Annotated in this window: 25 protein-coding genes and 3 other annotated features; of the genes, 23 read left to right on the top strand and 2 right to left on the bottom strand. The window is 40.4% G+C overall.

Translation table 11 applies throughout. From position 1 onward, the window contains the following. The first annotated feature begins 45 nt into the window (after positions 1-45). The 19 genes from MUO14_RS03840 to MUO14_RS03750 all read left to right on the top strand — a co-directional run bounded on the left by MUO14_RS03840 (position 46) and on the right by MUO14_RS03750 (position 18913). Positions 46-741: a response regulator transcription factor gene (locus tag MUO14_RS03840; protein WP_244753719.1), complete on the top strand. Its 696-nt coding sequence runs from the start codon at positions 46-48 to the stop codon at positions 739-741. Next, on the top strand, positions 742-2496 hold the full coding sequence (gene pnpS / locus MUO14_RS03835) for a two-component system histidine kinase PnpS (protein WP_244753718.1): 1755 nt from the start codon (positions 742-744) through the stop codon (positions 2494-2496). Between the two features lie 280 nt (positions 2497-2776). Continuing rightward, entirely contained in the window at positions 2777-5425 is a 2649-nt protein-coding gene (gene polA, locus MUO14_RS03830; RefSeq protein WP_244753717.1) for a DNA polymerase I, read from the top strand. Positions 5426-5439: 14 nt separating this feature from the next. Next, positions 5440-6264 (top strand): DNA-formamidopyrimidine glycosylase, encoded by an 825-nt coding sequence (mutM, locus tag MUO14_RS03825; protein WP_244753716.1) that lies wholly within the window; start codon positions 5440-5442, stop codon positions 6262-6264. Positions 6265-6323: 59 nt separating this feature from the next. After that, positions 6324-6926 (top strand): manganese efflux pump, encoded by a 603-nt coding sequence (locus MUO14_RS03820; RefSeq protein WP_244753715.1) that lies wholly within the window; start codon positions 6324-6326, stop codon positions 6924-6926. 11 nt (positions 6927-6937) lie between these two features. After that, positions 6938-7540 (top strand): dephospho-CoA kinase, encoded by a 603-nt coding sequence (coaE, locus tag MUO14_RS03815; RefSeq protein WP_244753714.1) that lies wholly within the window; start codon positions 6938-6940, stop codon positions 7538-7540. Positions 7541-7736: 196 nt separating this feature from the next. Further along, entirely contained in the window at positions 7737-8771 is a 1035-nt protein-coding gene (locus tag MUO14_RS03810) for a glyceraldehyde-3-phosphate dehydrogenase (RefSeq protein WP_244753713.1), read from the top strand. A gap of 233 nt (positions 8772-9004) precedes the next feature. Next, positions 9005-9382, top strand: a complete 378-nt coding sequence (speD, locus tag MUO14_RS03805) for an adenosylmethionine decarboxylase (RefSeq protein WP_244753712.1) — start codon at positions 9005-9007, stop codon at positions 9380-9382. 601 nt (positions 9383-9983) lie between these two features. Continuing rightward, on the top strand, positions 9984-10364 hold the full coding sequence (locus MUO14_RS03800) for a cytosolic protein (protein WP_244753711.1): 381 nt from the start codon (positions 9984-9986) through the stop codon (positions 10362-10364). 33 nt (positions 10365-10397) lie between these two features. Next, positions 10398-10862: a transcriptional regulator NrdR gene (gene nrdR / locus MUO14_RS03795; RefSeq protein ID WP_244753710.1), complete on the top strand. Its 465-nt coding sequence runs from the start codon at positions 10398-10400 to the stop codon at positions 10860-10862. Between the two features lie 47 nt (positions 10863-10909). After that, the gene (locus MUO14_RS03790) at positions 10910-12259 is read left to right on the top strand and encodes a replication initiation and membrane attachment family protein (RefSeq protein WP_244753709.1); all 1350 of its coding nucleotides are present in this window, start codon (positions 10910-10912) and stop codon (positions 12257-12259) included. 21 nt (positions 12260-12280) lie between these two features. Then, a complete protein-coding gene (gene dnaI, locus MUO14_RS03785) occupies positions 12281-13216 on the top strand; it encodes a primosomal protein DnaI (protein WP_244753708.1) in 936 nt (311 codons plus the stop codon). Positions 13217-13321: 105 nt separating this feature from the next. Further along, entirely contained in the window at positions 13322-14143 is an 822-nt protein-coding gene (gene ytxC / locus MUO14_RS03780; RefSeq protein WP_244753707.1) for a putative sporulation protein YtxC, read from the top strand. A 44-nt stretch (positions 14144-14187) separates the two neighbouring features. Then, positions 14188-14411: a binding site (T-box leader), on the top strand. Positions 14412-14470: 59 nt separating this feature from the next. Next, complete coding sequence (thrS, locus tag MUO14_RS03775) at positions 14471-16417, top strand: threonine--tRNA ligase (RefSeq protein WP_244753706.1); 1947 nt, start codon at positions 14471-14473, stop codon at positions 16415-16417. A gap of 160 nt (positions 16418-16577) precedes the next feature. Then, positions 16578-16706 (top strand) — a sequence feature (ribosomal protein L20 leader region). Between the two features lie 80 nt (positions 16707-16786). After that, a complete protein-coding gene (gene infC, locus MUO14_RS03770) occupies positions 16787-17290 on the top strand; it encodes a translation initiation factor IF-3 (protein ID WP_244753705.1) in 504 nt (167 codons plus the stop codon). Positions 17291-17318: 28 nt separating this feature from the next. Beyond that, positions 17319-17516 carry a 50S ribosomal protein L35 gene (gene rpmI / locus MUO14_RS03765; RefSeq protein WP_079530483.1) on the top strand — a complete coding sequence of 66 codons (198 nt, stop codon included), beginning with the start codon at positions 17319-17321 and terminating at the stop codon, positions 17514-17516. A 35-nt stretch (positions 17517-17551) separates the two neighbouring features. Then, positions 17552-17908 (top strand): 50S ribosomal protein L20, encoded by a 357-nt coding sequence (gene rplT / locus MUO14_RS03760; protein WP_244753704.1) that lies wholly within the window; start codon positions 17552-17554, stop codon positions 17906-17908. 116 nt (positions 17909-18024) lie between these two features. Next, positions 18025-18255 (top strand): DUF1294 domain-containing protein, encoded by a 231-nt coding sequence (locus tag MUO14_RS03755; protein WP_318036013.1) that lies wholly within the window; start codon positions 18025-18027, stop codon positions 18253-18255. Positions 18256-18343: 88 nt separating this feature from the next. Next, a complete protein-coding gene (locus tag MUO14_RS03750) occupies positions 18344-18913 on the top strand; it encodes a TVP38/TMEM64 family protein (protein ID WP_244753703.1) in 570 nt (189 codons plus the stop codon). 64 nt (positions 18914-18977) lie between these two features. On the opposite strand, the gene MUO14_RS03745 is transcribed toward MUO14_RS03750, so the two are convergent. Further along, complete coding sequence (locus tag MUO14_RS03745) at positions 18978-19373, bottom strand: sigma-w pathway protein ysdB (protein ID WP_244753702.1); 396 nt, start codon at positions 19371-19373, stop codon at positions 18978-18980. A 108-nt stretch (positions 19374-19481) separates the two neighbouring features. Here MUO14_RS03745 and MUO14_RS03740 point away from each other — a divergent pair, with 108 nt between their 5' ends. Both MUO14_RS03740 and MUO14_RS03735 read left to right on the top strand, forming a co-directional pair. Beyond that, on the top strand, positions 19482-19964 hold the full coding sequence (locus MUO14_RS03740) for a dUTP diphosphatase (protein ID WP_244753701.1): 483 nt from the start codon (positions 19482-19484) through the stop codon (positions 19962-19964). Between the two features lie 74 nt (positions 19965-20038). Continuing rightward, complete coding sequence (locus MUO14_RS03735; RefSeq protein ID WP_244753700.1) at positions 20039-21124, top strand: M42 family metallopeptidase; 1086 nt, start codon at positions 20039-20041, stop codon at positions 21122-21124. A 43-nt stretch (positions 21125-21167) separates the two neighbouring features. On the opposite strand, the gene sspI is transcribed toward MUO14_RS03735, so the two are convergent. Then, positions 21168-21386: a small acid-soluble spore protein SspI gene (sspI, locus tag MUO14_RS03730; RefSeq protein ID WP_244753699.1), complete on the bottom strand. Its 219-nt coding sequence runs from the start codon at positions 21384-21386 to the stop codon at positions 21168-21170. Positions 21387-21532: 146 nt separating this feature from the next. Between sspI and MUO14_RS03725 the strand changes: the two genes are divergently transcribed. Both MUO14_RS03725 and pheS read left to right on the top strand, forming a co-directional pair. Beyond that, positions 21533-22267, top strand: a complete 735-nt coding sequence (locus MUO14_RS03725) for a TrmH family RNA methyltransferase (RefSeq protein ID WP_244753698.1) — start codon at positions 21533-21535, stop codon at positions 22265-22267. A 49-nt stretch (positions 22268-22316) separates the two neighbouring features. Further along, positions 22317-22545, top strand: a binding site (T-box leader). Positions 22546-22592: 47 nt separating this feature from the next. After that, positions 22593-23627 (top strand): phenylalanine--tRNA ligase subunit alpha, encoded by a 1035-nt coding sequence (gene pheS, locus MUO14_RS03720; protein WP_244753697.1) that lies wholly within the window; start codon positions 22593-22595, stop codon positions 23625-23627. The last annotated feature ends 10 nt before the right edge of the window (positions 23628-23637 follow it).

Genomic DNA, 23637 nt, shown 5'->3' with positions numbered 1-23637 from the left:
TGTATGATGAAGTTGAACGTATCCTGCAGGTTAGGGGTGAATGGAATGAAGCAAAGAATACTAATCGTCGATGATGAAGAATCAATTGTAACACTGCTCAAATACAATATAGACCAAGCGGGGTATGAGACTGATATCGCATACACAGGTACAGATGCACTGGGTAAAGCATCTTCAACAGCATACGACATGATTGTCCTCGACGTTATGCTCCCTGAAATGGATGGGATGGAAGTATGTAAACAACTCCGCCAGAAACAGGTGGAAACACCGATCTTAATGCTTACAGCTAAAGATGATGAATTTGATAAAGTTTTGGGACTTGAGTTAGGGGCAGATGACTATTTGACAAAACCTTTTAGCCCGCGGGAGGTTGTTGCTCGAATTAAAGCGATCTTAAGAAGAATGATCCGTGAACCGGCCGAACAGGAGGCACCTTTCATTCAAATTGCTAATTTAATGATTTATCCAGAACAATACGAGGCGACCATTAAAGGCGAAGCATTAACTTTTACTCCAAAAGAATTTGAGCTGCTGCACTATTTGAGCCAAAACATTGGCCGTGTGTTATCAAGAGATCAATTATTAAGTGCTGTATGGAACTATGATTTTGTTGGTGATACAAGAATTGTTGACGTGCATGTCAGTCATCTTAGGGAAAAAATCGAGCCCGATACGAAGAAGCCTGTGTACATTAAAACGATTCGAGGGTTAGGCTATAAGATGGAGGAGCCAAAGTAAATGAAAATCAATAAAAGACCGCTCCTGACCTATACGGTAATTGTCATTATCGTTATGGTGGGATTAGGTATTTTATTAGCACAGTTAACGAAAAGCTATTTTATTAATATCTTTGAAGAGCGGATTGCCGTTGAAAGCAACTATTTTGCTAGTTACCTCGAAGAATTCTTAGAAAATGATGAGCTTAGCCAGGATTCCTTAATCGAATTTAGTGAGCAGCTAAACACAGGTATGATATTCATTTCAGCTGAAGATGAAGTCGTTATAGATACTGTGAAAACATTGCCAATGATCAGCAATGCCGAAAAACAAGCAATCATTGATAAAGTTCAATTACACCAATTACCTATGCGTGAAGGGCAACTAGAGGAAACCATCTTTTATTACCCGCTCCCTATAAGTGTAGGGGGGGATAACGGAACACTCCTAGTTGTTTCACCTGTTCAATCCTTAGCTGATATTACAAAAAACATCTGGCTTCTTATTGGATTTACGTTAATACTTGGCCTTCTTGCTATCTTTTTCATTGGATTTAATGTGTTTTCTAAATTCATCCGACCAATTCGGTCCGCTTCAAAAACAGCTAATGAACTCGCTGAAGGGAATTACAATGCTCGTACTTATGAAGGTCACTTTGGTGAAGCGGGACAGTTAAGCCGTTCAATTAATGTTCTTGCCAGGAACCTCCAAGAAATGACGAGTACAAAAGGAATGCAGGAAAATCAGTTAGAGGCTGTTATTAACAATATGGGCAGTGGTCTGATTCTAATTGATGAAAAGGGCTATATTCTCCTTGTAAATAAGGCATTCCTAGAAAGTTTTGGGGGGATTCAAAAGGAATATATAGGGTTCCTTTATCATGATGCGATTCCTTATACGGCAATTCATGAAACAGTCCAGACGATTTATATGTTTGAGGAAACAGTAAGTGAAAAATTTGTCTTACCTGTACAGATCGACCGCAAGCATTTAGAGGTAACAGGAGCCCCCATTTTTAGCGAAAATAAAAAATGGAAGGGTATTGTTCTCGTTTTTCATGACATTACAGATATGAAAAAGCTTGAGCAGATGCGCAAAGACTTTGTGGCCAATGTATCCCACGAATTGAAAACGCCAATTACATCGATCCGGGGATTTTCTGAAACCTTGCTTGATGGGGCAATGAAAGATGAAGCAATGCTTGATCAATTCCTCGGAATTATTTTAAAAGAAAGTGGACGTTTGCAATCGTTAATTGAAGATTTATTGGAGTTATCCAAGGTAGAAAAAGAAGATTTTAAGCTGCTTGTTGAACAGGTTGAGCTACATAAGCTGTTATCTGAATTACTTCCGATTGTTGAACAACAGGCAGAGAGAAAATCGATTCGGGTAGAAGCCTTGCTGGAGCGTAGGGTTGTGGTCCAGGGCGATGCAAGTCGGTTAAAGCAAGTCTTTATGAACTTACTTGCCAACGCAGTAAACTATACTGGAGAAGAAGGCCTTGTCCAGGTAACCCTTCAAGATCATGGAGAAACAGTAGTGATTTCAATCAAAGATAATGGAGTGGGCATCCCGGAAGAAGAAATATCACGCATTTTTGAGAGGTTTTACAGGGTTGATAAGGCAAGAAGCCGTAATTCCGGCGGGACAGGCCTTGGACTAGCCATAGTCAAGCATATAATTGAAGCTCACCATGGCTCTATCCGAGTCAATAGTGAGGTGAATGAAGGAACAACTTTTGAAGTTACCATACCAAAAGAGTTTACAAACAATTAATACTATTTTAAACATTCCTTTAAATAGTTTTGGTAAGATTACCAATGAACCCTTTCATCCAAGGTGTTTTCTCTCATTGGGCAGAAGCCGCTTGTGCTTCTGCTCTTTTTTTGGATTTTTAATGAAGTGAGTAGTCTTCTTAAGTTGAAGCATTCGAAACCGTTCTCTAACTTTAATACGATGGACAGATCCCATTCGTTGACAAAAGCGTCTTTTTTCTTCTTCGTAATAAACATGGTAGAATGAAGCAAAGACGTTTATACCTTGAGGAGTTGAGCGAATGGCGGAGAAAGTCGTATTAATAGATGGAAATAGTATAGCTTATCGGGCATTTTTTGCACTGCCACTACTGAACAGTGATAAAGGTGTTTATACGAATGCGGTATATGGGTTTACGACAATGCTTTTAAAAATACTGGAAGAGGACAAGCCGGATCGTATGTTAGTTGCGTTTGATGCAGGGAAAACCACTTTTCGTCATGAAACGTATTCTGAATATAAAGGAGGAAGGCAGAAAACTCCTTCTGAATTATCTGAGCAGTTTCCGGTCATTAAAGAGTTGTTAGATGCCTTTACGATCCCCTATTATCAACTTGATCAGTATGAAGCGGATGACATTATTGGTACATTAGCCACTGTAGCAGGAGAACAGAAATTAGACGTAAAGGTTATATCAGGAGATAAGGATTTACTGCAGCTAGTCTCTGAAAATATAAAGGTAAGCTTGACTAAGAAAGGGATCACCAATGTTGATATATATGACCCTTCATTTATGCAGGAAAAAATGGGCGTTCGTCCCGATCAAATAATTGATTTGAAAGCATTAATGGGAGATAGCTCAGACAATATTCCAGGTGTGCCTGGTGTTGGAGAGAAAACAGCTGTAAAATTACTAACACAGTTTGATAAGCTTGAAAGCGTTTATGAGAATTTAGATGATGTAAGTGGAAAAAAACTTAAAGAAAAACTTGAAACGAATAAAGAGGATGCATTTATGAGCAAGCAGCTCGTCACAATTGATCGGAAAGCACCTATTAAGATTGGCTTAGAGGATATTCATTATGACGGATATGAAAGCAAGAAAGTGAGTGCATTGTTTCGTGATCTTGGCTTCCAATCGCTTATGGAGCGGGTGGCCGCACCTGGAGAAACACAAGAGCAGGCGGCCGAGGGTGAGGATTGGCCGGAAATTGAAGTGTCTGTCATCACAGATGTCACCGATGATATGTTGACTGGTCAAGAAGCTCTAATTGTCGAAATGTTATATGACAATTACCATCACGCCCCCGTAGATGGAATTACTATCGCTAACGACAATGATTATTATTTTATAACAATGGAAGACGCAGAACAGTCGAATGGTTTCAAGCAATGGATGGAGGACGAGGAAAAAGAAAAGTGGGTATTTGATGCGAAACAAACCGTCGTCGCATTAAAACGCCACGGGATCAATGCAAGGGGGATTAGCTTTGACCTGCTGCTCGCTTCCTATTTACTTAATCCTTCCGAGAATAACCATGACATTCCATCGATCAGCCATCGAATGAACGAGAAGGCTGTTCAGTACGATGAGGAAGTTTACGGAAAAGGCGCTAAATTGAAGCTGCCGGAATCGGAAGCTATTTTTCATGAACATTTGGCTCGGAAAGCCTCCATGCTATATAAAATAAAAGATCAAATGGAAGCGCAGTTAAAACAGAATGAACAAATGGATCTTTATAAAAATCTTGAGATGCCTTTAGCTTTAATTCTAGGGGAGATGGAGCACCAAGGTGTAAGGGTGGATATAGAGCGTCTTAAACAGATGGGCAGTGAGCTTGAAGAACGACTTAACTCGATTAGGGAAGCGATCTATGAGTTGGCAGGCGAGACGTTTAACTTAAATTCTCCTAAGCAGCTGGGTCCGATTCTGTTTGAAAAACTGGAGCTGCCTGTCATCAAAAAAACGAAAACAGGCTATTCTACTTCTGCGGATATCCTTGAGCAGCTTGAAGATCAACATGAGATCATTCCAAAAATTTTGCTTTATCGGCAATTGAGTAAGCTGCAATCAACCTATATAGAAGGCTTGCTTAAAGTAGTGGATGAATCCTCTAAGATGATTCATACCCGTTTCAATCAGGCACTTGCTCAAACGGGTCGCTTGAGCTCAATCGAACCTAACCTGCAAAATATACCCATTCGTCTCGAGGAAGGAAGAAAAATAAGGCAGGCTTTTGTTCCATCAGAAGAGGGCTGGGTGATGTTCAGCAGTGATTATTCTCAAATAGAACTGCGAGTGTTAGCTCATATCGCTCAAGATGAGAAATTAGTGAAGGCATATAAAGAAGGGAAAGACATCCATACCCAAACAGCCAGCGAGGTTTTTGATGTACCTGAAAACGAAGTCACAAGCCAAATGAGGCGTCACGCTAAGGCGGTTAACTTTGGTATTGTTTATGGGATTAGTGATTATGGTTTATCACAAAGTTTGGGCATTACACGTAAGGAAGCAAAACTCTTTATCGATAAGTATTTAAATAGTTACCCAGGTGTTAAAGAGTACATGGATGAGTCTGTTCGTGAAGCGAAACGTCTAGGGTATGTAACAACGCTTATGCAGCGACGCAGGTATTTGCCGGATATTACAAGCCGAAACTTCAATAAAAGAAGTTTTGCAGAGCGGACAGCGATGAACACACCTATCCAAGGAAGTGCAGCAGATATTATTAAAAAAGCTATGATCGATTTAAATCACCGTCTTGATGAAGATGGCTTCCAAGCTCGTATGCTCCTGCAAGTTCACGATGAATTAATTCTTGAGGCACCAGAAGAAGAGATAGAAAAATTAAAGAGTGTTGTAGCAGAGGTTATGGAGAATACGGTCAAATTAGAGGTTCCACTAGAAGTTGACTATTCTTATGGACCTACGTGGTATGACGCGAAGTAAGTGAGGGGAACAACATGCCGGAACTTCCTGAAGTGGAAACGGTGAGACAAACATTAAAACAACTCGTCTTAAATAAACAAATTCAAGATGTTTCAATTTTTTGGGGAAATATTATTAAGCGTCCCCAAGACCCGAATGATTTTAAGCAGTGGATACAGTCACAGACGATTCGTGATATCGAAAGAAAAGGGAAATTTCTAATCTTTCAAATGGATGATATTGCCATGGTTTCTCATTTGCGAATGGAAGGGAAATTCGGTGTGTATGATTCTTCGGTTGAAAAGCCGAAACATACACACGTTATTTTTCATTTTACGGATGGTACAGAACTCCGTTATGATGATGTTCGTAAATTCGGAACGATGCATTTATTTGAAATAGGGACGGAATGGGAGCACAAACCACTTAATCAATTAGGTCCCGATCCTTTTGATCCAGCTTTTACCGTTGATTATTTTTATGAAAAACTTAAGAAAACATCAAGAAACATAAAGGCGGTACTGCTTGATCAGGGCGTTGTAGGAGGCTTAGGAAACATTTATGTGGATGAAGCTCTTTATAGAAGTGCGATTCATCCAGAGCGAATCGCTAACCAGCTTTCACTGGAGGAAGCGAGGCGGGTCAGGCAGGCGAGTATTGATACGATCCAAGAAGCGGTGGGCCAGGGTGGAACAACGATTCGGTCCTATTTAAACAGTCAGGGAGAGATGGGGATGTTCCAGCAAAAACTGCGTGTTTATGGAAAGCAGGACACGGAGTGTCTAGATTGCGGTTCACTGATTGTAAAGCTGAAAGTGAGCGGTCGTGGTACCCATATTTGTCCAACTTGCCAGAAGTAACAGGATAAGCGGGAAGCCCATATACTATTTCACATTCGATGGATATGAGGTGAAACGTAATGGGGACCGTTTTATTTACTTTCCTCTTCGGTCTTGCGGTTAGCGTAGATAGTTTTGGGATCGGCTGCATGATTGGATTGAAAAAAATCGGTATTTCTCAAAAAGGAATTTTTCTTATTGCATTGCTATCAGGCGGCTGCTTTCTTTTGTCTGCATCGTTTGGGCAATGGGTGATGCCATTTATTGATCAAACTCACGCTGAAAGATTAGGTGCATTAGCACTGATAGGAATCGGCCTGTTCTTTATTTTTCAATATGTGAAAAGCCCCAACGAACCTGTAGAGGATGAAAAAATTTGGGTGCAGCCTACCCGCGTCTTGCAATCACCTGAAACAGCCGATGTTGATCGATCAGGGCAGATTAAAGGCATGGAAGTGCTTATCCTCGGTCTAGCTCTTTCGCTAGATACTCTTGCAGCGGGTTTTAGCAGTTCGTTTATAGGAGTCGACCCATTTCAAGTGACCGGCTTGATTGTCATTATGACGAGCATTATGCTTTGTGTGGGGATCAAGAGCGGCGCCAAATTGAGCAAGAAAGTGAACAACATTTCCGTACTTCCAGGAATGTTGCTCATCATTATTGGTCTAATTAAGCTTGTGTAAGGAGGAGAACTATGACTGTTGTTATCGGGTTAACTGGAAGCATAGCTAGTGGTAAAAGTACGGTTTCTCAAATGTTCCACGATTTAAAGATTCCTGTCGTTGATGCAGATATCATTTCAAGGGAGGTAGTCAATATTGGCGAACCCGCCTATGAAAAGATCGTCCACTCCTTTGGTGAAAAGGTATTATATGATGACAAAACAATCAACCGCAAGCAGTTGGGTGAAATTGTATTCAATAGCAGAGAGAAACGACAACAACTGAATCAAATTGTTCATCCTGAAGTAAGAAAAGAAATGCTGCGACAAAGGGATGCCTACAAAGCCGATGCAACTGCAGCTGTTGTGTTAGATATTCCTTTGCTGTTTGAAAGTAAGTTGACAGATTATGCAGATCGTACGCTTGTTGTTTATGTAGATGAAGAGATTCAATTGACACGTTTGATGGAACGTGATCAATCAGGGATTGATGAGGCAAAGCAAAGAATTTCCTCTCAGATTCCCGTTAGGAAAAAAGCTGAGATGGCTGATGCTGTCATTGATAATACAGGCACGATTGAACAAAGCTACACCCAATTAAAAAGCATACTTAAGAAGTGGAATATCATAAACTAACCTGACAGGAGTCTCCTCTGTTTAGGTTAGTTTTTAAGTTTGTATTTAAAAAGATATTAAACCTTTAGATCAGCAACTTCATAAAAGCCTATTTTTAAAATAAAATTGTGGAGATTTCTGCAAAACCGCTTTCAATGTGTTATACTATTTTTGAAAAAATGATTTATAAGTATATCATATATAGGGGGCTTGCCTTATGGGGAAAACACGAATTGCAATTAATGGTCTAGGTAGAATAGGTCGTATGGTCTTTCGAAAGGCTGTATTAGACGAAACAGTGGAACTTGTTGCTGTCAACGCAAGTTATCCTGCTGAAACCATTGCACATATGGTGAAATATGATAGTGTCCACGGACGTTTTGATGGAAAGATTGAAGCGATAGATGACGGAATTATCGTTAATGGGAAAAAGATTGTTCATTGTTCTACAAGAGATCCTTTGGAGTTGCCATGGGATGAGCTGGACGTAGATATTGTAATTGAAGCAACCGGCAAATTTAAAACTCAAGACGAAGCATCATTACACATCCAATCTGGAGCGAAAAAGGTCATTATTACAGCTCCTGGGAAGGAAATTGATGCAACGATTGTAATGGGCGTCAATGAGGAGGCATATGACCCTACTCAGCACAATGTGATTTCTAACGCCTCATGCACTACTAATTGTTTAGCCCCTGTCGTTAAAGTACTAGAGGATCAATTTGGAATAGAAAATGGTCTTATGACTACGGTCCATGCATTTACAAATGACCAAAAGAACTTAGATAATCCACATAAAGACTTACGACGAGCTCGTGGATGTACTCAATCGATTATTCCTACTTCCACAGGTGCTGCAAAAGCGCTGGGAGAAGTGATCCCATCGATGCAAGGGAAATTAAATGGTATGGCGTTAAGGGTGCCGACCCCGAATGTTTCCCTCGTCGATTTAGTTGTCGATCTGAAAACCGATGTAACCGAAGAACAGATAAATCGTGCGTTTTCTAAAATCGCTGGGGAGCAAATGAAGGGGATTTTAGAATATAGTGATGAACCACTCGTATCGGTCGATTACACGACTTGTGATGCTTCTGCAATCGTAGATGGGTTATCCACCCAAGTTATTGAAGGGCGTAAAGTAAAAGTGCTAGCCTGGTACGACAATGAATGGGGATATTCTTGCCGTGTTGTTGATTTGGCTAAATATGTAGGTAATTTATTAAATCAAGAAAAAAAAGTGAAGGCATCTTAAATAGTGGAAATTCCTTTCCCTAGTATCTATAATAAGAATCACCCCGTGCAGAATAAAAAATGTTTCTTGCAATAATTCAGGAAACCATATATACTTTTTTTGAACTTCTGAATATTTTTGACTGCATGTCTACTCAAAGGGTTAGGACCTCTCAGGACTAACTTTCCCCCGTGGTAGAGCATGTTTGTCATTTAGAAGTGAAGTTGCTACACATCAAAAGGGGGATCCTTTAAATGGATACAATGGGAAGACATGTAATTGCTGAATTATGGGATTGTAATGAAGATAAATTAAATGATATGACATATATCGAACAAACATTTGTGGATGCTGCACTTAAAGCAGGTGCCGAAGTAAGAGAAGTTGCTTTTCATAAATTTGCTCCACATGGGGTTAGCGGGGTTGTCATCATTTCTGAATCGCATCTAACGATTCACAGCTTTCCGGAACATGGGTATGCGAGCATAGATGTATATACTTGTGGGGATCGAATCGACCCAAATGTGGCGGCCGAATTTATAGTTGAATCACTTGAAGCTGGTCGGAATGAAGCAGTAGAAGTACCAAGGGGAATGGGCCCTGTAGAAGTACAGCAGTCACGTGCCCTATAGCTTATAAAAGTCGTACAGTTTATATCTGTGCGGCTTTTTTTTGTTATTTATTTACCAGAACTTATCAAAGGTTTATGTGGCCCCAGGGGATTCTACCCAAAAGTCGAGTGATTCTCCCCAAAGCCAACGCGATTCGGCTCGAAACCAGATTATTCTGACCAAAATCAAAAAATCTCCCTTAAATTACCATTATTCTTGCCAAACTCGAAAAGATTCTCCCTTAACACCTTATCACCGAACTGAACGTGCGTTTACTTAGCCGAGGGCATCTAAACGCTCGCTTACACTTTTCTTTATCCAGTTCCGAGGAGCAGACCTTCGCGACACAAGCAGTTCACCTACGTGAAGAAAAACCACTTCACTTCGGTGCTCTAGCTTGTACGTGTCAGGTCTAAACGCTCCTCTCCACTTTTCATTGTCCAGTTCCAGCTCGCAGATCCCCGAGGTTCTAAGCAATCACACGTAAAGGCTGAAAGAACACAGCCTTTACGTGCGCTTACTTAGCCCAAGGGATCTAAACGCTCACTTCCACTTTTCTTTTTACTAAAACGTGTTAAAATATAATCAGATCATGTCGAATTTGTTTGAAGGGGTTAGGTATGTGAAGGCTTTTATATCCAAGTATTTTAGTAATCATTCAGAAACGAGTGAGGAGTCTTACGATAAGGCACTTGAAACACGCTATTATAAAGCTAAGAGAGATGAGGTATTTCGGGCTGTGGAGGAACTTTTTCCCTCTCCTTCTGAAAAAGTTGCCGTTTCAAAGGAACGTGGAGAGATTACGGTAAAATATAAAGGGAGGAAGAAAGCTTTTATTGTAGCGACAGTGATTATGGTTAGACCTTTTCAAACGTCCGTTGATTTTTCCGTGACTACTGATTCTGGTGGACCCATCGATTTCGGTTTTAGTCACAGGCTAGTTATTCAGCTTTATGCCCAGTTGGATAGTCAGTTTCCTTCAGTTAATTCGTCGGAAAGATGAAGATGAAACGAAGAAAATGTGGAGTTGATTGTATTGAAATGTCCAAATTGCCACTATAAAAGTACGAAAGTTCTGGATTCTAGGCCTATCGAGGAAGGAGATTCGATCAGGCGGAGAAGGGAATGTGAGCAGTGTGATTTTCGCTTCACTACCTTTGAGAGAATTGAGGAGGTACCCTTGATTGTCGTTAAAAAAGAAGGAACTAGAGAAGAGTTCAGTCGTGAGAAACTAATGCGGGGTCTTATTCGTGCCTGTGAGAAACGTCCGGTTGCTGTTGAGGAATTAGAAGCGGTTACACTTGATATAGAAAAAGAACTTCGCAACAGGGGAGTATCAGAAGTTCAAAGTAAAGATATTGGTGAAATGATTATGGGCAGGCTCTCTAACATTGATGAAGTAGCTTATGTTCGTTTTGCTTCCGTTTATCGTCAATTTAAAGACATCAATGTATTTATAGACGAACTCAAGGAATTAATTAAACATGATGATAAAGGATGAGCCACGCGAGGCTCATTTTCTTTTTCGAATGAAGGGGATGATATATTATGGATCGATATATAGGGAAATTACTACCTGTTGATGGGTTTACGATCATTCGTACAGGGGCTCCTCCTCGATCAGATCAATGGACGTTAAGCCATTTATATCAACCTTTAATAGGAAAACTAGCTATATCCTTGTATCAATTTTTAGTGAGTGAATATGAAACGTATAATCGAGGCAGTGTTCAATCACACCACGCCTTAATGTCCTATTTATCAACCCCTCTTGACCAAATTTATAAAGCGCGACAAAGACTAGAGGCTCTAGGACTTCTACGCACGTATCTATCAAAAAGAGATGACACAACCGTATACTTATATGAAATCAGGCCTCCTTTTTCTCCTGAAGAGTTTTTTAATGATGATATGCTCTCCCTTCTATTACAGCACGAAATGGGGGAAGATAGATTTAAGTCTTTACGAGAACGGTTTTCCCTGCCAGCGGTTTCTTTAGAGGAGTATGAGGAAGTAACAGAAACGTTCGATCGAGTGTTTCACGATGTCTATCCCTCCTCTGCATTACTTGATGAACAAAAGCATAAAGCGCAAAGTAGGGAAGGGGCTTTCCCCCGCGGCCCTGCAATTTTGAATAGCCGTGTTGATTTTAATTGGCTTCATCATGCTTTAAAACAACGTATGTATCCAAGTGAAAAGATACTGACAGGTGACCACCGTCGGATTATATCACAGCTTGTGTCCTTATATAATTTAACATCAAGTGAAATCGAACGGGCCATTATATGGGCAATTAATGAGGAAAATGAACTCATCACCGATGAACTTAAATCAGCTTGTCACGATTTTATGAAAGACCTTCCATCTTCATCTTCAAATAATGCTAGCATCGATGAACGTGATAAAGCCGCTCCTTCACAAGATGAGCCTGCGAACAAAGAAGATCAGTTTATACAATTATTAGAGCAAATTTCACCAAGGGAGCTTTTGGAAGACTTATCCAGTGGGAATCAAGCCTCTGAACAAGAAGTGAAGATGGTTCGGGATGTAATGACAGAACAAGGACTTCAACCTGGTGTGATGAATGTGCTTGTACATTATGTTCTTTTAAAAACAGACATGAAATTGTCCAAGCCTTATTTAGAAAAAATCGCCAGTCATTGGGCACGGAAAAATGTTTCAACAGTAAGACAAGCGATGAACTTGGCGAAGGCTGAACATCAAAAGTATCAGCAGTGGGGCAAACAGAAGAATTCATATAGGAAGAAAAATCAGGAAGTCATACCTGAATGGTTTAAAAAGCGTGAAGAAAAGAAGGAAACACAACCTGCTTCTTCACCTATAAACAAGAGTGACATGGCCGAGAGAATACGTCGGCTTTCAAATAAGGAAAACTGAACATAAGGTGTGGTGAAGTCCATGGAGCCCATTCAAAAGTCATTACGAAAATGGATGCGAAATCATAAACAATTTCAGCAACGGTTGAATCAAATGAAACAAGAAGTTCTCCAATCACCTGAGATTAGGAACCTGGTCAGGGAACATCCTTCATTGACGAACGAGGTAGTGGAGAAGCAGCTGATTAAGTTGTATGAATATCAGTCACAATCTAAAAATTGTGAAAAGTGTCCTTCCCGTGAAGCGTGCATCAATATTTTGCCAGGCCACGTGCCCCAAGCAGAAGTGGTGGGGACAGAGGTGAAGCTTGTTTATAATAAATGCCGCAGAGAGAGGAAGAAGGAACAACACCGTAAACAGCGTTCCTTAATTAGCAGTCTTCATATGCCTAAGGAAATTTTAGAAGCCCAAATTGATCGTTTAGATTTTAATGATGATGACAGGGCACAGGCTGTTCAGAACACAGTTCAATATCTTGAAGGAATTGACGAGCAGCTTCCAAGTAAAGGCCTATACTTTCACGGTCCTTTCGGGGTTGGGAAGACGTACTTCCTTGGTGTAATTGCTAACGAATTAAGTGAAAAGAATATTGCTTCTATGATCATTTATATGCCTGAGTTTGTTCGGGAAATAAAAGCATCGATCAAAAATGATTCTATGAACGACAAGATTGAAGCGTTTAAGAGAACGCCTGTGCTTATGCTTGATGATATAGGCGCCGAATCTCAATCCGCCTGGTTTAGGGACGAAGTACTTGGGTCGATTTTGCAATATCGGATGATGGAACGACTTCCTGTATTTTTTACCTCAAATTATACGCTTAATGAACTTGAAAAAGTGTTAATGACCAGTAATAGAGGGGATACTGATCAAGTGAAGGCACAACGGATTACTGAACGGATCCATCAATTAAGTGACATGGTACCTGTTTACGGTCAGAATAGGAGGGGGTCCTAACTAAGACAATTAGGCATGTTTACTCTCATCACATCATATGTATAAGACGTAATATGTTTATTACCTACTAAGTGGGGACGTTTTTTGTGATGAGGGGGAAGTGTGTTGGTATGTATACAATTTTCCAGTCGAAAGTTAGCTTTTTACTTTCACCAGGTGATAACAGAACTTCAAATAGATTACTCCTGCCCCTGGTATGTTAAGGAGATCGCTCATAACAAGCTGTTGATTGAAACAGAGCTTCCTATGAGGGATGTTTATAGCGATTTCGTCCGTAGTGTGACGAGAGTAATAACTTACCAAAAGTTAACTCCATGGACCGAAGGCGTGCTAAAACATGTGTTTCACTATAAAGAGGGGCAGGAGATTAAGCGAATACTAGAATTGTCCAGTGAGCTTAGATTAAATCCTCCTGAAGGTATTGTATTTCCAATGATGGAATATGAGATCGACCAGTGTGTAAAGGACAAGCTTATGGACCGTTTTTATGTAGACTTTGACTGGCTAAGCGCTGTTTGTTTGGAAGAGGTATATGATCAACTGTTGGATTTTACTGGTAAAGTATTAGATGAGTATAAACTGGAAGAAGCTCATCAGTTGATGGTTGATTCATGGCGAAGAGGACTCAATACCAGAGATACTGGGGTACAGATCCTTCATGTGATCAATGATTACGACCTTCACTATTATCATGCAGAAGGAAATGAGGTCAGTCGGGAAGAGCTTCTCGTTTACTTAAAACAGTATCCTGACCCTTTTCTGGGAAAATTGCCGATTGACTTTGGAATTACTCCAGCACTTATTTATGCCCCGGAGGAGCTTATTATCTATTCAGACCAATCGGATGATGCGAAACTAGATCTTCTTACAAATTTATTTGAAGAAAAAGCGATTTGGAAGCCATTAGCAGAATTTCCTTTTAATTAGACTTGATTTCGTTCTTGTTTCCGGCTATAATACCTACATATTATCTAGCTGCATTAATGAGGACAAGAACACTAATTGACGCTTGTGTAGAGAGAGGAGTCATGGCTGAAAGCTCCTTCTTGACGGTTTAGCTGTTTACCACCTCTGAGCACTGTTTGTGAAAATTTATGAGTAATAAACAGCGTTTGGTCCGCGTTAAGGATGAATGAAGCCGCATGTTTGCGGAAATGTTTGGGTGGAACCGCGAGTAATCACGCTCGTCCCTTTTGCTTAGTTAAGCATGAGGGACGAGCGTTTTTTATTTTTTTAAAAAAAGGAGTGGCAAACATGGCAGAACCGATTCAAATTACTTTTCCTGATGGCAATAAGAAGGAATTTTCTAAAGGAACAACAGGAGAAGAAATTGCACATTCTATTTCTCCAGGCCTTAAAAAACAATCCCTAGCCATTAAATTAGATGGCGAAGACTATGATCTAAGACGTCCAATTGAAAGGGACGGAGCGGTTGAGATTCTAACGTACAAAAATCCAGAAGGAATCAATGTACTACGTCACTCCACTGCACACCTAATGGCACAGGCGATTAAGCGTTTGTATGGTGAAGTTAAGCTGGGTGTAGGTCCTGTTATTGAAAACGGATTTTATTACGATATTGATCTTGATGTATCATTAACGCCTGAAGACTTGCCTAAAATTGAGAAAGAAATGCAGCGAATTGTAGATGAGAATTTGGAAGTTGAACGGATCGAGTTGTCTCGTGAAGAAGCAATTGAAAAATATAAAGAACTTGGTGATGAATTAAAGCTTGAACTGATACAAGATATTCCTGCTGGGGAGTCCCTGACTATTTATAAGCAAGGAGAGTTTTTCGATCTTTGCCGTGGTGTTCACGTGCCACAGACGAGTAAAATTAAGATTTTTAAACTGCTGAACATTTCAGGAGCATACTGGCGCGGGGATAGCGACAATAAGATGTTGCAGCGTATTTATGGCACAGCTTTTGAGAAACAGGCACAGCTCGACGAGTATTTACATCTCCTCGAAGAAGCGAAAGAGCGTGACCATCGTAAATTAGGAAAAGAATTAGGATTATTTACAGTTAATCAGCAAGTTGGTCAAGGTCTGCCGCTATGGCTGCCTAAGGGTGCGACAATCCGCCGGAACATTGAGCGCTACATCGTCGATACAGAAGAACGGTTAGGTTATGACCATGTTTATACACCTGTACTTGGGAGTGTTGATTTATACAAGAAGAGTGGACACTGGGATCATTATAAGGACGATATGTTTCCGACATTGGAAATGGACAATGAAGACCTGGTGCTTCGTCCAATGAACTGTCCTCACCATATGATGGTCTATAAAAATGAGTTTTATAGTTATCGTAACCTACCTGTCCGTATTGCTGAACTGGGAACAATGCACCGTCATGAAATGTCTGGAGCACTTGCTGGGTTGCAAAGAGTACGGGCGATGACATTGAATGATGCCCATATTTTTGCTCGTCCCGATCAATTGAAGGATGAGTTCAAACGAGTGGTTCGACTTGTTCAGGAAGTTTATCGTGATTTTGGCATTAACGACTACAGCTTCCGCTTATCTTATCGGGATCCAGAAGACAAAGAGAAATATGTTGATAATGATGAAATGTGGGAGAAAGCACAAGCGATGCTTAAAGAAACAATGGAGGATATGGAGCTTGATTATGTTGAAGCCGAAGGAGAAGCAGCGTTTTACGGACCGAAGCTTGATGTTCAAGTGAAAACGGCGCTCGGTAAAGAAGAGACACTTTCTACTGTTCAGCTCGACTTCCATCTTCCGGAACGCTTTGACTTAACTTATGTAGGTGAAGATGGAAAAGACCATCGTCCTGTTGTCATTCACCGTGGTGTTGTTTCAACGATGGAACGTTTCGTTGCTTTCCTGATCGAGGAATATAAGGGGGCCTTCCCAACATGGTTGGCACCTGTCCAGGCGAAGATTATCCCAGTTTCTGCAGAAGTCCATCTTGACTATGCAAAAAAACTGGAAGATGAGTTGAGAGAAGCAGGGGTACGGGTAGAAGTAGATGAGCGAAACGAGAAAATAGGCTATAAGATCCGTGAGGCCCAGACACAAAAGATCCCATTTCAGCTTGTGGTGGGAGATCGAGAAATTGAGAACCAAGCTGTTAACGTCCGCCGTTATGGAGAACAAAATTCGGAAACGAAAACTGTTGCAAGATTTAAAGAAGAAATCAAAAATGAAATTGACTTAAAACTTTTGAATAAATAAGGTAAAAGCGTCATCCCTCTCGGTGACGCTTTTCAATTTTCCTTGATTATTATGGTGAAATCTTATATTATGTATGAGGAGCCTTACGAATAAGTAGTTTGCTATTGACGTAAGATGTGCAAGCATGCTACTATTGTTTAAGTAACTGAATGAACGGATCTGAGACAAGAAGAAGCACCCGCTTCTCACCTGATCGACGCGAGATGTGCAGTTGGCAGGTTACTTATCCTTTGTATTCTATAAGGGAAACGTGTGGGTGCAGTATGTGTACCGACACTTTTTTTATGGATTCAAAACCACTTGTCGATGACGGATCTCATATAAGTTTCTAAAATATGTTGGAGGTGGCTGACTATTAGCAAGGATAACATGAATGTTAATGAGAAAATTCGCGCACGTGAAGTAAGACTCATTGATGTAAACGGTGAGCAGCTCGGAGTTAAATCTCGTAATGAAGCACTTGATATTGCGACAAATGCCAATCTTGACCTTGTCATGGTGGCTCCGAATGCGAAGCCTCCGGTTTGCCGAATCATGGATTATGGTAAGTACCGTTACGAGCAGCAGAAGAAAGAAAAAGAGGCTCGTAAGAATCAAACGATTATCAAGCTTAAAGAAGTTCGCTTAAGTCCGGGAATTGAAGAGCATGACTTCAATACAAAGCTTCGTAATGCTCGTAAATTCCTAACAAAAGGCGATAAAGTGAAAGCATCTGTGCGTTTCCGCGGTCGTGCGATCACTCACAAAGAACTTGGACAAAAAGTTCTTGAACGTCTGGCTGAAGAGTGTCAGGACGTTGCTACCATTGAGACCAAACCAAAAATGGAAGGTCGTAATATGTTTATGATGCTTGCTCCTCTTGCGGAGAAGTAAGTAGAATTAGTAAAAGGAGGAAATTGTCATGCCTAAAATGAAAACCCATAAAGGTTCTCAAAAACGTTTCAAGAAAACAGGTAGTGGAAAGGTGAAGCGCTCCCACGCGTTCACAAGCCACTTATTTGCCAATAAATCTACGAAGCAAAAACGTAAATTGCGTAAGGCTACATTGGTATCTGCCGGAGACTTCCGTCGTATCAAGCACATGCTTCCGAAAAAATAATAAACGAATCAAGATTCATATAGGAGGGAATTCCAATGCCACGAGTTAAAGGTGGAACAGTGACACGTAAACGTCGTAATCGTGTCCTTAAACTAGCAAAAGGTTATTATGGTTCAAAACATGCTCTATTCAAAACTGCAAAACAACAAGTAATGAAATCAGGTCAGTATGCATACCGTGACCGTCGTCAGAAAAAACGTGACTTCCGCAAACTTTGGATTGCGCGTATTAATGCGGCAGCACGTATGAATGATATTTCTTACAGCCGACTTATGCATGGACTTAAGCTTGCGGGTGTAGAAGTAAACCGTAAAATGCTTGCAGACCTTGCCGTCAATGATGAAAAAGGGTTCTCAAGCCTAGCAAGTCAAGCAAAATCAGCTCTTAAATAAAAAGATCCAGTGCTCAGGTGGACTCAGGTTATTGAGTTGCTTTCTAGCAATTGGTTCTATGAAAAACCATTTCCGATCGGTAGGAAATGGTTTTTTTAAATTTCGGAGGTACTAATGTGGAAGTAATAGTATATGTTGTTTTAGGTATAAACCTTTTCTGCAGTATCGTACTTTTCTTTTTAGTGGGATCGGACAAAAGAAAGGCTAGAAAAGGGCAATGGCGTGTGAAAGAGAAACACTTGTGGTTATTTGCTTTATTAGGGGGAGCTATAGGGGGACAGCGGGCATGCACACTTTCCGACATAAGACAAAACAGACCCGCTTCAGATTCAGTTGGCCCGCGCTAGCTTTCTTACAGGTTGCTGTTTTACTGACACTGATTTGGTTCTATATCCTATAATATTGTCATAATCTGTAGGCAGGGAGGCGAAGTGGATGGCCGAAGCATCAACTGCCGTTCTGGCATGGATAGAACATCAAGGAGTATGGGCACCGCTTTTATTTATCGTTATTCATTTGTTGCGGCCCTTGTTATTTTTGCCGGTAATGCTTGTTTGTATAACAGGTGGTCTGCTGTTCGGACCTGTTGCTGGTACTGCCTATTCAGTGATTGGAACATTATTGTCCAGTTTGCTTTTTTACCGTATGATTCGTTTTGTTCCCTTCGGTCTGAAAAAAATGCAGGCTATGTATCAGAAATGGAATAAGCGAAGATCGCAATTAACGGTGAGGCAGGTTGCCATTCTCAGATTAATTCCTTTTATCCACTTTCATTTGTTATCGTACTGTTTGATTGAAATGAGTACAGATTTTAAAGACTATACAAAATCATCGTTGATGGCTAATTTCCCTTTGGCTGTCGTGTACACTTCAGTGGGACAATGGATTACACTGTTATCTATCCCGATGTTACTGGCATTATCAGGAGTTCTTGCATGGGCATGCTATATGGTAAGGAAAAAATATGAAGTTATGATCTGGCAGGATTTTTTCCAGCCAAGCTAAGTTAAAAAACAAGTTCAGTTCCCGGAATTCCGGGAACTGAACTTGTTTTTATTACTAAAGTAGCTTACTCATCAATGGGACGGATATTCAAGCGGTTAATCGGATACTTCCATTCAATCTCGGCATAAGGGTATCTCATTAACACTTGCTCTTCAAGGAAATATAAGTCATGTCTCTCAAGTCCCTTTAACTTTTCTGGGTGATGGGCGGAAATGTTTATATTAACGACTTCAAAGGATTCCTCTGTTGTACCAAGATACTTTTCACCTTCAAAAATTAGCCCTTTATAGGTAATTAAAAAATTCTGCTTCGTATTTTCAATTGTGTCATGAAAATAAAACTCTTGTTTATTCCGGGCATGGTCAAGTTTTCTCCTTGGATTGATAATAAATTTGTAGACTGTGTAAATAATGAAGAGTATAGCTATAATTAAGAGTAACCGAAATAGTATAATAATCATGGTTATCGTCTCCCTGTGATCGGTTGTTAGCTCATGTACGTTTTACAGTGCCGTTATGTTTCAAAAAATGATACATTTATATAGAAGAACTTTTCAAGGAGGATACATATGAATTGGGAACCTTTTTATAGTATGCAACATCAACTAGATGCTCATATAGCATCAGCACACGATCTGGAAGGTGTAAATGTCGTAGATCATAAAATAGTAGCACTCCTGGTAGAAATTAGCGAACTTGCAAATGAAACACGCTGTTTTAAATTTTGGAGTACAAAACCGGCGAGCGAGAAAGATGTGGTACTTGAAGAATATGTAGACGGCTTACACTTTATCTTATCCCTTGGACTCGACCTAGGTTTTCGCTATCAGACATCACCACTTAATGAGGTTACAAACGAAACACAAGCTTTTCTATCTATTTTCACAACCGTCGAGAATTTTAAACGTAAAAAAGACAAAGCAAGCTATACTGAGTTGTTTACCGCCTTTTTATCTCTTGGAAAAATACTAGGATTTCAGGAAGAGGAATTACAAGAGGCTTATAAGCGTAAGAACGAAGTGAACTTTCAAAGACAAGATGAAGGATATTAGACGTAATTTTTTGTGAATTCACAAAAAAACCTATATAATAGGGACTAGTGAGTAAAAAGGAGGAAATGTTACATATGGCTAAAAAAGACGAAACTTTGGTAATGCTTCAAGATTTAACTGATGCAAACGGAATACCAGGGAATGAAAGCGAGCCCCGTGATGTAATGAAAAGGTACATTACTCCCTATGCTGATGAGGTGTACACAGATAATCTCGGAAGCTTAGTTGCTAAAAAGACAGGGAACAAAAAAGGTCCGAAAGTAATGGTTGCCGGTCATCTCGACGAAATAGGCTTCATGGTCACACGTATTGATGACAATGGCTATATTTACTTTCAGCCCGTTGGTGGCTGGTGGAGTCAAGTTATGCTGGCGCAACGAGTGACAATCATGACTCGGGAGGGCAACTTAACTGGGATTATCGGCTCGAAACCTCCACACATTTTACCTGCGGACCAGCGTAAGAAAGCTGTCGACATCAAAGATATGTTTATTGATATCGGCGCCTCCAGCAAGGAAGAAGCGAGGGAATTTGGAGTTGTACCAGGGGATTCCATTGTTCCTTACTTCGAGTTCACGCAAATGAAGAACGAAAAAATGTTACTTGCTAAAGCTTGGGACAACCGAATTGGCTGTGCCATCGCGATTGAAGTATTAAAGCGTTTAAAATCAGAAAAACATCCAAACATTGTATACGGTGTGGGTACAGTTCAAGAAGAAGTGGGTCTTCGAGGGGCACGTACCTCTGCACATTTAATCAACCCTGATATTGCTTTTGGCGTAGATGTAGGGATTGCTGGTGATACACCTGGCGTTTCTGACCGTGATGCTTCAAGTAAAATGGGCGAGGGACCGCAAATTATTTTATATGATGCTTCCATGGTCTCCCATAAAGGAGTTCGGGACTTTGTTGTTGAAACAGCAGATGAAAACGCAATCCCTTATCAATTTGATTCCTTGGCTGGAGGAGGAACAGATTCTGGGGCTATTCATTTAAGCCATGACGGTGTCCCTGCCCTGTCCATTACGGTTGCCACACGTTACATCCATTCACATGCAGCGATGCTCCACCGTGATGACTTCGAAAATGCAGTGAATTTGATTGTAGAAGTGATTAAACGTCTGGATGATAAAAAAGTAAAAGAAATAACGTTTAACTAGGTGAGGCCTGAAGAAAAAGCCATCCCACAAGGGGTGGCTTTTACTATGCTTGCTTGTTTTGTAAGCTTTGCTCAAGAGTTTCAAGCATCTCTTGTTTATCTTGTTCGTTGGCTTCTTTCCAAATCATTTCAAATAAAACACCAAGTCCAGGAAGCATTTTTTCTTCCCCATTTTGAACAGCGTCTACAATTGTTGCTTCAAGCTGTTCGGTGTTGTGACCCGAAACATTGGAAAGGATTGCTTTTCTTAAGTTTAAATCCATTTTCTGATAACCTCCACTCTGGAATTACGTTTAGTTTGACCAAATGTGAATAAGCTATGTATGATAATAAAGAAATCTACGTGATAAAGAACGTTCAGAAAGTCCGATTTATTACCTTCTTGAATATGTACTATAAGGAGAACTTTATGATTACGTCAGTTAATAACTCAAAGGTGAAAGAGTGGAAAAAATTACATAAACGGAAATATAGAGATAAAAGTGGAACGTTTTTAGTGGAAGGTCTTCATTTAGTCGAAGAAGTTCTAAAAAGTGAATGGAAGGTCCTTGAAATTATTATTAGAGATGGAGAAAACTTTAATTTAGAATTAAAGGAACAGGTTACAATTGTAAACAAGCAAGTGTTTCATGCTGTTTCACAAACGCAAACACCACAAGGTATCGCCGCAATCGTTGAGCGTAAAAGGGATCATTATCAACCATCAGGCCTCACATTGCTGATTGACTCTGTTCAAGATCCTGGCAATTTAGGGACACTGATTCGGACGGCAGATGCTGCTGGATTTGATCATGTCGTCGTCGGAGAAGGTTCTGTGGATCCTTTTAATGAAAAAACGATTCGTTCAACGCAAGGATCGTTGTTTCATATTCCTGTTTTTCAAGGAAATCTGGAAAGTTTTGTAGACAAGCTAAAGGCAATAGGAGTGACAGTGTTTGCATCTGCCCTGGATAATGCCACGCCTTATAAGCAACTCACTAAGCCTGATCGTACGGCGCTGATCGTCGGTAATGAGGGCCAGGGAATTAGAGGAGAATTGTTATCCTCTGCTGACGAAAAGGTGTACATACCGATTTATGGTCAGGCAGAATCTTTAAATGTAGCGATTGCTGCGGCTATTTTAATGTATCATCTAAAAGAGTAGGCTTGCATATCTGAATTTCTTTCTCTATAATTAATGAACAGTTATATAGTAAATAGCGAGGAAAGAGCAAAGTAAATGACTGCACCATCGATTGAGGGAGGAAGTGCCTTGGACTGAGAGCATTTCCATCGTGGCAGTTGTTGAAATTTCACTCTTGAGCTGACACTCTTTAGAAGGTGTCCGGATTCCTATCCGTTATCTAAATCTTGAGTGGGCACAGGTAGTGTGTGTCAACAAGGGTGGTACCGCGAAACGATTAGACAAGTCTCGTCCCTTTTTTAGGGGTGAGGCTTTTTTATTTTTGATTTTGAAGGAGGAGCTTCGTATGAAGGAACGTTTGCAGGAATTAAAGCAAGAAGCGTTATCGAAAGTAGAGCAAGCCAATGATGTCCAGGCGCTTAAAGATATTCGTGTCGAGTACTTAGGGAAGAAAGGCCCTATTACTGAAGTATTACGCGGGATGGGGAAGTTATCGAAGGAGGAAAGACCCGTAATCGGGCAACTGGCGAATGAAGTCAGGGAAGAAATTGCTGAGGCAATAGAATTTAAACAAACACGTTTTGAAGAGGAAGAACTAGAGAAACAGCTTGAGGCAGAAAGTATTGATGTAACCTTACCTGGACGTCCTGTGCAAGTCGGCGGCCCTCATTTGTTAACATCTATTGTTGAAGAAATTGAAAATTTGTTTATCGGAATGGGATTTGAAATAAAAGAAGGTCCTGAAGTGGAAACCGATTATTATAATTTTGAAGCCTTAAATTTGCCAAAAGGTCACCCTGCCCGTGATATGCAGGATTCTTTTTACGTTACAGAAGAGCTTCTTCTGCGTACACATACCTCACCTGTTCAGGCCAGAACAATGGGATTGAAAAATGGATCAGAGCCAGTGAGAATGATTTGTCCAGGAAAAGTGTATCGTCGTGATACCGATGATGCGACACATTCCCATCAGTTTACTCAAATTGAGGGATTATTAGTTGATAAGCATGTTCGTATGAGTGACTTAAAAGGAATACTTGATGCTTTTGCTAAGCAAATGTTCGGGGCAGAGCGTGAAATTAGACTCCGTCCAAGCTTTTTCCCATTTACAGAGCCGTCTGTTGAGATGGATATTTCTTGTAAAATGTGTGGAGGAGAAGGCTGCTCCGTTTGTAAAGGTACGGGCTGGATTGAAATTTTAGGAGCGGGAATGGTTCACCCAAACGTACTCGAAATGGCTGGTTATGATCCTAAAGAGTATTCAGGCTTTGCCTTCGGTATGGGCCCTGAACGGATTGCTATGCTGAAGTATGGCGTGGATGATATCCGAAACTTCTATATAAATGACCACCGATTTTTAAAACAATATCATAAAGCGTAAGGAGGATCAT

The organism is Halobacillus shinanisalinarum (assembly GCF_022919835.1).
GTDB lineage: Bacteria > Bacillota > Bacilli > Bacillales > Halobacillaceae > Halobacillus_A > Halobacillus_A shinanisalinarum.
This window is presented reverse-complemented; position numbering and strand designations above follow the sequence as displayed.